The following is a 12,957-nucleotide window of genomic DNA, read 5'->3' on the forward strand; positions in this document are numbered from 1 at the left end:
GAACAGACCGAACAGGCTGAACAAGCACCGAAGAAGGACCGCACTTGTGGGGGTGGGCGCGCTGACCGCCGGCCTGCTCCTCACCTCGCCCCAGCCCGCCTCCGCCGCCAACCTCGTCCTCAACCCCGGCTTCGAGACGGCCGGCACGGGCGACATGCCGTACTGCTGGGAGAAATCCGGCTGGGGCGACAACGACTTCACGTTCGCGACCACCAGTGACGCCCACAGCGGCAGCAAGGCCATGAAGGTCTCGCTGACCCGCCGGGTGAGCGGCGACCGCAAGGCGCTGATCACCGAGGACACGACCTGCGCGCCCGTGGTGACGGCGGGCAAGCAGTACGACCTCGGGCTCTACTACAAGACGACGACACCGGACGCGGCCATCACCGTCTTCCGGCACGACACCACCGCCGGCTGGCAGTACTGGACCGACCTCAAGACCCTGGACATGCAGGGCAGTTGGACCCAGGCCACGGTCCGCACCCCGGAGGTTCCGGCGGGCACCGACCGCATCACCTGGGGTGTGTCGGTGTACGGCACGGGCTCGGCGACCACCGACGACTACACGATGGAACAGGTCGCCGACACCCTCCCGCCCGCGACCTGCACGGGCACGGCCGAGCAGTGCGCGAACGGCAAGTGGGACGTCCTGCCCACGCAGAACCCGGTCCGCTCCATGCACTCCGTCGTCCTCAACAACGGCAAGGTGCTGCTGATCGCGGGCTCCGGCAACAGCGAGGAGCAGTTCAACGCGGGCACGTTCACCAGCGCGGTGTACGACCCGGCGAACGGCAGCTACAAGGTCATCCCCACGCCGAAGGACATGTTCTGCTCCGGGCACGTGCAACTGCAGGACGGGCGCGTGCTGGTGATGAGCGGCAACAAGGCGTACCCGGTCGTGGGCGGGCACGGCTACGAGGGCTACAAGGACTCGTACATCTTCGACCCGGTCACCGAGACGTACAGCAAGACCAACGACATGAACGACGGCCACTGGTACCCGTCGGCGACCGAGCTCGGCAACGGTGACGTCATCTCCTTCGGCGGGCTGCGCGAGGACTCGACCGGCTCGGTGACCGCCGAGTACTGGTCGGACGCCGAGCAGAAGTGGCTGGCGCTGTGGCAGGTCAACCAGACCTGGTCGTACTGGGGTCTGTACCCGTCGATGATCCTGATGCAGGACGGCCGCCTCTTCTACTCGGGCAGCCATGTCTTCGGCAACGGCACCCCGGGCACCGGATCGGCGATCTACGACTACAACGCCAACACGGTCACCTCGGTCTCCGGCCTGCAGAACAAGGACGAGCGCGACCAGTCCGCGAGCGTGCTGCTGCCCCCGGCCCAGGACCAGAAGGTCCTCACGATCGGCGGCGGCAACATCGACTCCAACCCGGATGCCAACCGCCTCACCGACGTCATCGACCTCAAGACGGCCAACCCGTCCTACGTCGCCGGTCCGCCGCTTCCGCAGGGCACCGTCGACGTGGGCAACGGCCAGGTGGCCGAGACCGGCAACCAGGGCAAGATGTACGTCTCCGCCGTACTCCTGCCCGACGGCAAGGTCCTGGAGACGGGCGGCGCGCTGCACAACCGGGCCGATCCGGTGTACGAGTCGTCGATCTACGACCCGGACACGAACACGTTCGACCCGGTGGCCGCCGATCCGGAGGCCCGTGGCTACCACTCGTCCTCGTTCCTGCTCCCGGACGGCCGGGTGATGTCGACGAGTGACAACCCGGGCAACGGCACCTGGAACCCCGACGTGTCGATCTACACCCCGCCGTATCTCCTCAAGGGGACGCGTCCGACGATCACTTCGGTGATCGACACCGAGTGGACGTACGGCGACACCCAGCGCATCACGGTCGACCGGCCCATCGCCAAGGCCGAGTTGATCCGCCCGGCGGCGGTGACGCACTCGTCCGACCCGAACCAGCGCTTCGTGGATCTGCCGCTGTCGGTGGACGGCAACAACGTCGACCTGAACGTGACGAGCAACCCCAACCTGGCCCCGCCCGGCTGGTACATGCTCTTCGCGGTCGACGCCAACGGTGTGCCGTCGGTGGCCAAGTGGGTCCACCTCCAGGGCCCGACGGCCCTGAGCGCGACGGACGCCTCGGCGCACGTCCACTCCTTCGCCGACTCCCTGGAGGGGACGGTGACGGGTCCCGGCAAGAAGCGGACGTCGCAGAAGGTCAGCGTCACGGTCTCCGGCTGCGACCGCCACTACGGCTCGATCAACGTCTGCGTACCGACCGCCTTCCCGGCGGAGGTCAAGAAGACGACGACCGCAAGGTGCGCCTGGCTGAAGAAGAACGACTACGGCCGCTTGAAGGTCAACGGCAAGGACGACCCCTTGTCCCTCGACCGCAACAAGGACGGAATCGCCTGCGGAAAGGCGGACCTGACGAGGCGTTAGCCCCGCGCGGGGAACTCACCGAGGGCGCGCTCCACGATGGCCACCAGCTGGTCGTGGTGCGCGCCCTTCCAGTACGCCCGCCCGCACTCCTGGCATTGCGCGAAGACGTCGTACGTCTTCTGCGTGCCGCCCTTCAACTGGTCCGCCACCTCAGCCCTGGTGGCCTCCTTCAGCAGGCCGTTGCAGGCGGTGCAGCGGGTCCAGGGCCGCAGTTCGGGGCGGAACCGGTCCAGGACGTCCCGGAGTTGGTCCTCGGGGCTGGTGCTGTAGACGAACGCCCCCGCCCACAGCTCACGGCGGCGCAGCAGGCCCCGGTCGCGGCTGAGCATGACCCGCTTCTCGGCCGCCGAGAGCGCGGCGAGCGCCGGGTCGCCGAGGTCCGTCGACTCGTACGCCGTGTCCACACCGAGCAGGCGCAGGCGGCGGGCGAGGGTGCCGAGGTGGACGTCGAGGAGGAAGCGGAGAGGCGCGCCCGGGATCTGTTGGGGGCGGGCGACCGGCCGGACCTCCACACGGTCGCCCGCGGCGGGGACGTACGACGTCGGCACCTCGCGGCCGTCGACCCACAGCGGCCCGACCTCGGTGAGCGGAACGCCCGCCGACTCGACGACATGGCCCAGGGACGAGACGCCGTCGGTGACGAGCGTGCGGTGCCGCTCGCGGACGAACGGGGCCAGGTCGGGGGCGAACTCGACATGGATCTCGGGACCGTTCACCGGTTCAGGATCTCACGCGCCCCACCAGTGGCCTCAGGGATTTCGGGCCGGCAGGCCGTGGGCCAGGACGTCCACCGTGCGGTCGACGAGTTCGTAGAGCTCGTCCCTGAAGTCGTTCTCGGCCCAGTACAGGGAGATCTCCCCGAAGCCGCTGATGAGGGACATCGTGTAGACCCGTACCTCCAGGCTGTCCTTGTGCCAGCCGGAGCGCTCGGCGATGGCCTCGGCGAGCATGCGGCTGGTGACCGCGATGTGCTCCCGCATCCGGGCGCGCACCGCGGGGACCTGGACCAGCAGATGGGACCGCAGCCGGGTGATCTCGGGCTCCTGTTCGAGCCCGAAGAGGACGGCCTTCTTCATCACGTACCGCACCGACTCGATCCACTGCTCGTCCTCCGGCCGGTTGCGCAGTTCCTCCAGGATGATCGGGTCGAACTCGTCCGTGAGGACGATGTCCTCCTTGGTGGGGAAGTAGCGGAAGACCGTGGACGGCGACACCTCGGCACGCTCGGCGATCTGCTCGATCGTGGTGGCGTCGTAGCCCTGTTCCTTGATCAGCGCGTATGTCGCGTCGCGGATCGCCGTCCGGGTCTTGATCTTCTTCCGCTCGCGAAGTCCCAGCTGAGGGGCGTCACCGAGGGGGAGGGAGCGTGCGGGTGTCATAGGGGTCATTGTCGTGCATCGGCCTGCTCGACTGCCATGTCCGGGGCGGTGGAGGTCTTGGCCGGGCGGGGCGTGCCCGGCAGGAACGCGGCCGCGAGCAGCGCCGAGACGAGCGCCGCGATCCCGCAGACCAGCATGACGACGCCCATGCCGTGGATGTAGGCGCTGTTCGCGGAGGCCAGCAGATCGGCCGAGCCGGTCCTCTCGGCGACGATGTGGGCCGCGACCACGGACTCCCCGGCGGTGTCGGCCGCCTGCGCCGGCAGTCCGGTGACGTCCAGCCGGTCCCGGAAGGTGCTCGCGAGCAGGCTGCCCAGTAGGGCGATACCGATCGCGCCGCCGACCTGGCGCATCGTCATCAACAGCCCGGAGCCGCTGCCGGCGCGGTCGCGGGGCAGGGCGCCGAGGGCGCCGGCCATGGCGGGCATGAGCGAGAAGCCGAAGCCGAGACCGGTGACGGAGAGCCACAGCGCGGTGAAGCCGTAGCCGGAGTCGACCGTCGTACGGCTGGCGAGGAGCGCGGAGAAGGCCAGGATCACCAGACCGGCGCTGACTGTGGCGCGGGCGCCGAAGCGGGCGGTGGCCTGCGGGGCGGTGCGGGAGGCGATCAGGATCCCGCCCATCATCGGCAGCAGCCGTACACCGGTGCCGAAGGCGTCGTTGCCGAGGACGGCCTGGAGGTAGGGCGGCAGCACGAACAGCAGGCCCGACAGGACGAACATCACCAGGGTCGCGGCGATCGTGTTGAGGAGGAAGCCGCGGTGGGCGAGCAGGGTCATGTCGAGCATGGGGCGCTCGACCCGGCGTTCGCGCACGACCAGGGCGGCGATGAGTGCGACGGCCGCCGTGAGCATGGCCAGGACCAGCGGGTCGCCCCAGCCTCGGGAGGGCGCCTCGATGATCGCGTAGACGAGGGCGCCGAGGCCGGTCGCGGTGAACGCGGTGGAGACGGTGTCGACCTTGGGGGTCGCGGGGTCGCGGGTCTCGGGGAGCAGGAAGACGCAGGCGGCGATGCCGATCGCGGCCATCGGGACGTTGACCAGGAAGACCGAGCCCCACCAGAAGTGGTTCAGCAGCCAGCCGCCGATGATCGGGCCGAGCGGCAGGCCGAGCGCGGAGGCCGCGGAGACGATGGCGGTTGCCTTGGGCTGCTCGTCGCGGGCGAAGAGCGTGGGCAGGACGGAGAGCGCGAGCGGGGTGATCAGGGCGGCGCCGACGCCCATCAGAGCGCGGGCGGCGATGACCCAGTTCACGTCCCCGGCCAGGGCGCCCACCAGCGAACCGGCGACGAAGACGCCGAGTCCGACGATCAGCATCAGCCGCCGTCCGAAGCGGTCGCCGAGCAGTCCGGCGGGGAGCATCAGGGCCGCGAAGACGATGACGTACGCGTCCGCCATCCACTGCTGCTGGCCGGTGGAGGCGCCGAGATCGGCGGCCATCGTGGGCAGCGCCACGTTGAGGATCGTCGTGTCGAAGCCGAGGGTCAGCATGCTCGCGACGAGGGCGCCGAGAGCCCACCAGCGGCGGGGATCGGGAGTGATAGTTTCCATGAAATGAGAGTAGCTCTCAAAAGGTGGTTACTGTCAATAGGGATCCTCTGTCGGCATGCGAAAAAGGGCCATGGCTCGAAAGCCATGGCCCTGAAGGTGGGGAGGAGTACTACCCGTGCTGGTAGGCCACCAGCGAGATCCCGACGTAGTGGACGACGAACGCGGCCAGCGTGAGGGAGTGGAACACCTCGTGGAAGCCGAAGTAGCGCGGTGAGGGGTTGGGGCGCTTGATGCCGTAGATCACGCCGCCCGCGCTGTAGAGGAGTCCGCCGACGATGACCAGGACGAGTACGGCGATGCCGCCCGAGCGCATGAAGTCGGGCAGGAAGAAGACGGCCGCCCAGCCCATCGCGATGTAGCAGGGGGTGTAGAGCCACCGTGGGGCGCCGACCCAGAACACCCGGAAGGCGATGCCCGCGGCGGCGGCCGCCCAGATGCCCCACAGGAGCAACTGCCCCTTGGCCTCCGGCAGCAGCAGCATGGTCAGCGGTGTGTAGGTGCCCGCGATGATCAGGAAGATATTGGCGTGATCCAGTCTGCGCAGGATGCCGTCCATGCGCGGGCTCCAGTTGCCCCGGTGGTACAGGGCGCTGACGCCGAAGAGCAGGCATGCCGTCAGCGTGAAGATCCCGCAGGCGATGCGGCCGCGTGAGGAGTCGGCTAGAGCGGTGAGTACCAGACCCGAGATGAGTACGGCCGGAAACATTCCGAGATGCAGCCAGCCCCGGAGCTTGGGCTTGATCTCGTTCGACAAGGCGTGCGCGACAGAGACATGGCCGGCGGCCGGCGACTCCGTGGGCGCGTCGGGGACGGACGCAGTCATGCAGGGCATCGTACCTACGGAACCGTAAGTTACGTATCAGTCCGCCGAGATGAGGGGCCCGAAGTGGCCATGGTCTCACGTGTACCCGTCGGCGGAATACCCCGGGTGAAGCGGTGGTGACGCTCGGAAAACATGTGAATGAGTGGCGATGCTCACTCTGCTCGTCTGTGAGGCCCTCTGGACATATGGGCGCGACGGTCGGATGATCAAATGAGTGCGGTCGGCACCGGATGAGCGCCAAGGTCACCACCACGAAGCATCCGGGCCGCAGCCCCCACGGGGCCCCCAACAAAAAATCCCTCATTTAGGAGCAATCGTGGCGCGCGACATCGCGGCTCCCCCCGTCATCCCCACCAACCACAAGGAACTGGTCTCGTGGGTGAACGAGATCGCAGAACTGACGCAGCCGGACAGCGTGGTCTGGTGTGACGGATCAGAGGCCGAGTACGAGCGACTGTGCGAGGAGCTCGTAGCCAAGGGCACCTTCAAGAAGCTCGACCCGATCAAGCGCCCCAACTCCTACTACGCGGCCTCCGACCCGACCGACGTCGCGCGCGTCGAGGACCGCACCTTCATCTGCTCCGAGAAGGAGGAGGACGCGGGCCCGACCAACCACTGGAAGGCCCCCGCCGAGATGCGGGAGATCTTCTCGGGCGAGGCCGGCAAGGGCGGCATCTTCCGCGGCTCGATGAAGGGCCGGACGATGTACGTCGTCCCGTTCTGCATGGGCCCCCTCGGCTCGGACCTCTCCGCGATCGGCGTCGAGATCACCGACTCCGCCTACGTCGCCGTGTCGATGCGCACGATGACGCGCATGGGGCAGCCCGTCCTGGACGAGCTCGGCACCGACGGCTTCTTCGTGCGTGCAGTGCACACGCTCGGGGCGCCGCTGGAGGCGGGCGAGGCCGACGTCCCCTGGCCGTGCAACACCACCAAGTACATCTCGCACTTCCCGGAGTCCCGCGAGATCTGGTCCTACGGCTCGGGTTACGGCGGCAACGCGCTGCTCGGCAAGAAGTGCTACGCCCTGCGTATCGCCTCCGTCATGGCCCGCGACGAGGGCTGGCTGGCCGAGCACATGCTGATCCTCAAACTCACGCCCCCGCAGGGCGAGTCGAAGTACGTGGCCGCGGCCTTCCCGTCGGCCTGCGGCAAGACGAACCTCGCGATGCTGGAGCCGACGGTCGGCGGCTGGACCGTCGAGACGATCGGCGACGACATCGCCTGGATGCGCTTCGGCGAGGATGGCCGGCTCTACGCCATCAACCCCGAGGCCGGTTTCTTCGGCGTTGCGCCCGGCACCGGTGAGCACACCAACGCCAACGCGATGAAGACGCTGTGGGGCAACTCCGTCTTCACCAACGTCGCGCTCACCGACGACAACGACATCTGGTGGGAGGGCATGACGGAGGAGACTCCGGCCCACCTGACGGACTGGAAGGGCAACGACTGGACGCCGAAGTCCGACGCGCCCGCCGCCCACCCCAACGCCCGCTTCACCGTCCCGGCATCCCAGTGCCCGATCATCGCGCCGGAGTGGGAGGACCCCAAGGGCGTGCCGATCTCGGCGATCCTCTTCGGCGGCCGTCGCGCCACCGCCGTACCGCTGGTGACCGAGTCATTCGACTGGAACCACGGCGTCTTCCTCGGCGCCAACGTGGCCTCCGAGAAGACCGCCGCCGCCGAGGGCAAGGTCGGCGAGCTGCGCCGCGACCCCTTCGCCATGCTGCCGTTCTGCGGCTACAACATGGGCGACTACATGGGGCACTGGATCGACGTGGCCAAGGACAAGGACCAGTCCAAGCTGCCGAAGATCTACTACGTCAACTGGTTCCGCAAGAACGACGAGGGCAAGTTCGTCTGGCCCGGCTTCGGCGAGAACAGCCGTGTCCTGAAGTGGATCGTGGACCGCCTGGACGGCAGGGCCGAGGGCGTCGAGACCCCCATCGGCATCCTGCCGACCAAGGAGGCACTGGACACCAAGGGCCTCGAACTCGCCGAGTCCGACCTGGACTTCCTCCTCACCGTCGACAAGGAGGTCTGGCGCGAGGAGGCCGCCCTGGTCCCCGAACACCTCAACACCTTCGGCGAGCACACCCCGAAGGAACTGTGGGACGAATACCGCGCACTGGTGCAGCGCCTGGGCTGAGCAGGCCCACTGAAGCTCCGCGGCCGACCGAGTTGCCCTGACCTGCGACGTCGTCAAGGCCGGCCGCGGTGACCACGGCACCCGCAACGGGCCCCGCACAACGGCGTGCGGGGCCCTTTCCTCAGGTGTTGCGGTCCTCCAGATAGCGCGTGTGCGTCTCCTGGCGGCGCGCCTCCGTCTCGCGCAGGCTCGACGCCAGTCGACCCGCCTCCTCGTGCAGCAGCCCCAGCTGCCGCTCAAGGTGCCGTTCCGGAGGCTCGGTGCCCGGCGCCATCCGGGACCACCACCGCGTCCGTACGAACGTGTCGACCGCCTCCGGAATGTCCTGCCGTACGGTCCGCGAGAGCGTGTGCACGCCCTCCGGGTCCTGGGCCAGCACCTCGGCGACCCAGCCGGGATCCAGCAGGGCGGTGAGGAGTTCGGTCAGCTCGGCGAGCCGGCCGGCCGCGGCGGGCGGCAGCTCGACGCCCGCCAGGTACTCCCGGAGTTTGCCGAAGTCGCCCCGCAGTTCGTCCAGTTGGGCGGACGGGTCCGGGAAGTCGGGCAGCGGGGGCCGCTCGGGCGGGGCGATCAGCGCGCCAGCGCCGTAGAGACCGGCGACGACGACGGGCCAGTACGAGCCCGCCACGCCCACGAAGGTCAGCACCAGCCCCACGAGCCCGCAGACACTCCCGGTGATGTTCTTGCGGGACTCCAGATACCCGACGAAGCGCTTACTGGTAGCCACGGATCTCCTTGAAGGCGCCGTCCAGCGAGCCCTTCCGGGCGTCGAAGAGACGGCCGCCGGTCAGCTCGGCGATGTGTTCCAGCTCGGAACGGTCGGAGTCGCCGAAGTAGATGGGGAAGACGGGTATCTCCCGCTGATACGCGGTCAGTTGCCGGTAGAAGCCGTCGAACTCGGCCGCCTTCGCGCCCGCCGTGTTCTCGCCGTCCGTCATCAGCACGATCGAGGTGAAGGTGTCGCGGTCGGTGCCGAGTCGCTCGTACGCCTTCTCCAGCGAGGTGTAGATGGCGGTGTCGCCCTCGGCGGTGAGCGCGTCGGTGTCCCGGCGGATCGCGTCGAGCCCGCGCTGCGGATCGGTGGCGCTCACGACATGCGTGCGGACGCTCTTCACGTCCGACCCGAACGGCATCAGCGTGACCTCCTCGCGGTGCCGGAAGTCCCCCGTGAGGCCGGCGAGCGCCGACTTCAGCCCGGCCAGCCGGTGGCCCTCCATCGAGCCCGAGGTGTCGAGGACGTAGACCGTCCGGGACGGGCGGCGCAGCACGTTCTCGTACGAGTCGAGGAGGCCGTCGGCGACGGATCGGCTGCCGGGGAAGGGGAGTTCGCGACGACGGCTGGTGTCGAGGCCGACCGCGGGCGGCACGGACGCGATGACCGGGCGCCGGTGGGTGACCCTGGTGATCTCGCGCTGGATCGCCGGGGTGCGCAGGGCCTCGGCCAGCCGGCCGACGTCTTGGCGGGTCGTGGCGTTCGTCGACGCGAGGGAGGAGAGCGGGTAGTCGGCGGTGACGACGCCGTCGCGCGGGCGGATCACCGTGAGGCCGGGGATGCCCTTGAGGACGGACTCGTAGTTCAGCAGGGCGTCGATGGTGCCGCTCCGGTCGTAGGCGGCGGCCAGCCAGCCGGACGAACCCGAGGTCAGCTTCTGCCCCTTGAAGAACTCCTTCAGCTGCGGGGTGGCCTTCGCGACATCCGCGTCGGTGAGCGCGGACTGGGCGCCGGACAGCCCCGAGGCGACCGAAACCAGCGTGGAGAAGCCGGAGTTGGAGCGCGCGGGGTCGGTCATCCCGTACGTCAGTTTCCCGGCCCGGACGGCCTGCTCGACCTGCGACCAGGTGACCTGCTCCGGCGTCCACCCCAGCGCCTTCACGGTGGCGTTCTTGACGCCGATGGCGACCGGGCTCGACATGACCGGGGTCTCGGAGACGACCTTCTTCGCCGCGTTCGGGCGCAGCCGCAGATAGTCGTTGGAGGAGAGCCACAGGGCGTCGTACTTGCCGTCGGTCGTGCCGTTCTCCAGCATGTCGACGGCGTCGATGGTGCCGATGTAGGTGGGCCGGACCTCGATACCGGTCTTCTTGCGGACCTGTTCGAGGAGCGGCTTCATGTCGGCGAGCTCGCTGGAGGCGAGAACGCGGAGAGTGCCGGGGCGGGGGGAGCCGTCATCGAAGAGGGGCTCCGGCTCCTGCGTTGTCGTGCATGCACTCAGCAGGGTGGCGGCGACCACGGCGAGGGCGGCGAGGGCGGCGAGCGGACGTCTCGCACTCAGGATCGCGCTCGGCTTCACGTTCATATGGAGGTCCCGCCTTCCAGGGCGCCCTGGGACCGGCTGCGCTCCAAGTAGGTGCTGGCGTTCTGGAGTTCGGAGGTCAGCGACTCCACGGTCGCGGCCATGGCGTCGGTCGCCTGGACCTTGTAGGTGTCGATGGCGTCGAGGGTGCGGTAGATCTGCTGGAAGGCGGTCCGAAGGGTCTCCGCCCCGACGGCGGGGTCGGCGGCGATCCGCTGGATCTCCCCGCTCTGCGTGGCCAGCATCTCCGCGTTGCCCCGGATGAGTTCCTCGGTCGTCCCGCGCAGGGCGTTGACCTGGTCGACGACCTTGCGCTGGTTGTCGAGGGCGGAGGCGAGCATCACGGAGATACGCAGCGCGGACACGGTCGTCGTGGCCGCGCGGTCGACGCCCTTGATCAGCTCCTCGTTGTTGCGCCGCACGACATCCATGGCCAGGTATCCCTGTGCGCACACCGCGAGTTGGGTGAGCAGGTCCTGGTGCTTCTGCCGGACGGGGAAGAGGACGTCGGCGCGCAGGCTGTCGGCGTCCACCGGATCAGTGGCCTCGACGCCGGTGATGTGCTGCTCGACGGCGGAGTCGAGGGCCTCCGTCAGGACGACGTACTCCTGGAGCTTGCCCATGGTCTCCCACAGGCGGACCCGCTCGGTCTGCAACGCGGCGTTGTCCCGGCGCAGTTCGTCCTGGCCGCCGCGCAGCGAGCCCACGATCTTGTTGAGAGTCCCTTGTGCGGAGGCGTACTTGGCGACGTGGTCGCGCAGCTTGTTGCCGCCGGGCAGCTTGGACAGGAACTTCCGCCCCTTGGAGGCGGGCAGGTCACGCGGGTCCAAGTCCTCGACCACGCGCCGGAGTTCGACGAGGGAGCCGGCGACCTGCGACGAGGCGTCCCCGCCCTTGCTGGGCAGACTGCGCACGGTCCTCTCCAGCATGCGGTTGGACTGGGCGGCGGCCGTGCGCATCTCACCGGCGCCGAGGCCGGTGATCTCACCGACCCGGCCGGCGAACTCGGGCGACCGGGCGTCGAGGGCGGCGAGCTGCCCGACGTACTCGGCGGCCTTGCGCGCCATGTCCGTACGGACGCTGTCGTCGACGGGAACGAGCCCGCCTGCCTTCTCGCGCGGAACGGCCGAGACGGGCTCGGGCGGGGTGAGCGTGAAGATGTCGTCACCGCTGAGAGTGCGCTGCTGGCTGCTGTTCTGGCTGGTGTTCTCGAAAGTCATGTGGGTCCCCCCTGGGATGTGTCTAACTCCGGGTCCGGCGCGCCATCTCGTGCAGCACCGTGGAGGTGGGCACGGGCGCCTGCCGGACGCCGGTCAGCTTCTGGTTGAGATAGGCGGCGCGGTCGGCGGTGGCCGCGATGAACTCGGCGGTGTCGCCCTGTGGCCGGAATCCGTGCCGGACGGCGAGCTTCCGCAACACCGGGTCGTCGCTGAGGAGTTCACCGAGCGCGCGCCCGTCATCGGTCAGCGGTACGACGGTGTGGTCGCTGTTGGCCGTGGTGTCCGGGTAGAGGACGGTGAGGTCACCGGCGTCGCCCTTCTGCTCGCGCAGCAGCGAGGCCACCTGGGACTCGTAGACGAGGACGAGCGGGTTGCCCGCCCCGCTGATGAAGTCCCGGAACGTCGCGTCCGTGCTGGACTGCTGGGCGCCCTGGACACTGACCAGCTTGCGCATCAGCGGCGCGGTGCGGTCGACGTCGGCGTCGCTCGCCGCCACCCGGCCGCCGTTCGCCACATAGCTGGCGGCGGCGAGGTAGAGGGCGCCGGAGTTGGAGGTCTCCGGGTCGGTGGTGGCGACGTAGAGGGTGCCGGTCAACTCCCCATATTTGTCAGCGCCCTTGAGCTGCTGCCAGGTGCGGTCCTCGCCGGCGGCGTCGAGGAAGGGGGCCATCTTGAGGGTGCCGCGGTTCTTGTCGAGCGTGGCGAGCCCGTTGCCCGCCAGCACCTCGGCGGCGTTGCGGTGGGCCACGACGACGAGGGGCGAGTAGAAGGGCCGCGGCAGGGGCTGCCGTGACTTGTACTTGGCGGCGAGCTCGTCGGCCGGGGCCTGACTGGAAGGAAAGGCGAAGTCGAACCCCTCCAGGTCCAGCCCCTCCATGGCCCACGACCCCGAGGTCTCCGTCTCCACGGTGTAGCCCTTGGCGGCAAGGGCCTTCACCACGTCGGGATCGGCGAAGAACTCGGCCTTCTCCGACCCGATCACTCCACGCACGGTCTTCGTTGCCGTGCCCTGGTCCCCGTTGTCCCGGCCCGCTACGACGGCTGCCACCACTCCGCCGATCAGCAGAACCGCGAGGAAGATTCCCGCTATTCGTCTCACGCGGGGAGAGTGCTCGCGGAACCC

The 12,957-nt window shown here is 69.0% G+C and carries 10 protein-coding genes; 2 read left to right on the plus strand and 8 right to left on the minus strand.

All coding sequences use genetic code 11. The features are described 5' to 3' along the window. Positions 1 to 16 precede the first annotated feature (16 nt). Positions 17 to 2,419 carry a galactose oxidase early set domain-containing protein gene (locus AC5DRG_RS33935; RefSeq protein ID WP_491813238.1) on the plus strand — a complete coding sequence of 801 codons (2,403 nt, stop codon included), beginning with the start codon at positions 17 to 19 and terminating at the stop codon, positions 2,417 to 2,419. On the opposite strand, the gene AC5DRG_RS33940 is transcribed toward AC5DRG_RS33935, so the two are convergent. From AC5DRG_RS33940 to trhA, 4 genes are all read right to left on the minus strand, one after another. Then, positions 2,416 to 3,135: a Mut7-C RNAse domain-containing protein gene (locus AC5DRG_RS33940; protein WP_491803337.1), complete on the minus strand. Its 720-nt coding sequence runs from the start codon at positions 3,133 to 3,135 to the stop codon at positions 2,416 to 2,418. The genes AC5DRG_RS33935 and AC5DRG_RS33940 overlap by 4 nt on opposite strands. A gap of 33 nt (positions 3,136 to 3,168) precedes the next feature. Further along, positions 3,169 to 3,798, minus strand: coding sequence for a TetR/AcrR family transcriptional regulator (locus AC5DRG_RS33945; RefSeq protein ID WP_491803338.1), 630 nt, complete (start codon positions 3,796 to 3,798; stop codon positions 3,169 to 3,171). A 5-nt stretch (positions 3,799 to 3,803) separates the two neighbouring features. Beyond that, positions 3,804 to 5,348 carry an MFS transporter gene (locus AC5DRG_RS33950; protein ID WP_491803339.1) on the minus strand — a complete coding sequence of 515 codons (1,545 nt, stop codon included), beginning with the start codon at positions 5,346 to 5,348 and terminating at the stop codon, positions 3,804 to 3,806. A gap of 109 nt (positions 5,349 to 5,457) precedes the next feature. Continuing rightward, complete coding sequence (gene trhA, locus AC5DRG_RS33955; protein ID WP_491803341.1) at positions 5,458 to 6,171, minus strand: PAQR family membrane homeostasis protein TrhA; 714 nt, start codon at positions 6,169 to 6,171, stop codon at positions 5,458 to 5,460. Positions 6,172 to 6,487: 316 nt separating this feature from the next. Between trhA and AC5DRG_RS33960 the strand changes: the two genes are divergently transcribed. Next, positions 6,488 to 8,320 (plus strand): phosphoenolpyruvate carboxykinase (GTP), encoded by a 1,833-nt coding sequence (locus AC5DRG_RS33960; RefSeq protein ID WP_491803342.1) that lies wholly within the window; start codon positions 6,488 to 6,490, stop codon positions 8,318 to 8,320. Positions 8,321 to 8,441: 121 nt separating this feature from the next. Here AC5DRG_RS33960 and AC5DRG_RS33965 read toward each other — a convergent pair whose 3' ends face one another. The 4 genes from AC5DRG_RS33965 to AC5DRG_RS33980 are packed head-to-tail and all read right to left on the minus strand — an operon-like array spanning position 8,442 to position 12,933. Next, a complete protein-coding gene (locus AC5DRG_RS33965) occupies positions 8,442 to 9,047 on the minus strand; it encodes a hypothetical protein (protein WP_491803343.1) in 606 nt (201 codons plus the stop codon). After that, positions 9,034 to 10,617, minus strand: coding sequence for a substrate-binding and vWA domain-containing protein (locus tag AC5DRG_RS33970; RefSeq protein ID WP_491803344.1), 1,584 nt, complete (start codon positions 10,615 to 10,617; stop codon positions 9,034 to 9,036). The genes AC5DRG_RS33965 and AC5DRG_RS33970 overlap by 14 nt, the downstream gene beginning before the upstream one ends. Continuing rightward, positions 10,614 to 11,834 (minus strand): toxic anion resistance protein, encoded by a 1,221-nt coding sequence (locus tag AC5DRG_RS33975; protein WP_491803345.1) that lies wholly within the window; start codon positions 11,832 to 11,834, stop codon positions 10,614 to 10,616. Before AC5DRG_RS33975 ends, AC5DRG_RS33970 begins: the two co-directional genes overlap by 4 nt. 22 nt (positions 11,835 to 11,856) lie before the next feature. Next, positions 11,857 to 12,933: a substrate-binding domain-containing protein gene (locus AC5DRG_RS33980; protein ID WP_491803346.1), complete on the minus strand. Its 1,077-nt coding sequence runs from the start codon at positions 12,931 to 12,933 to the stop codon at positions 11,857 to 11,859. Between the last annotated feature and the right edge of the window lie 24 nt (positions 12,934 to 12,957).

Source organism: Streptomyces sp. JLBG701, assembly GCF_058544905.1.

Coding starts and splice junctions, on each gene's coding strand:
- trhA (WP_491803341.1), bottom strand. CDS start 6,171: ATGACTGCGTCCGTCCCCGACGCGCCCACGGAGTCGCCGGCCGCCGGC.
- AC5DRG_RS33970 (WP_491803344.1), bottom strand. CDS start 10,617: ATGAACGTGAAGCCGAGCGCGATCCTGAGTGCGAGACGTCCGCTCGCC.
- AC5DRG_RS33975 (WP_491803345.1), bottom strand. CDS start 11,834: ATGACTTTCGAGAACACCAGCCAGAACAGCAGCCAGCAGCGCACTCTC.
- AC5DRG_RS33945 (WP_491803338.1), bottom strand. CDS start 3,798: ATGACACCCGCACGCTCCCTCCCCCTCGGTGACGCCCCTCAGCTGGGA.
- AC5DRG_RS33950 (WP_491803339.1), bottom strand. CDS start 5,348: ATGGAAACTATCACTCCCGATCCCCGCCGCTGGTGGGCTCTCGGCGCC.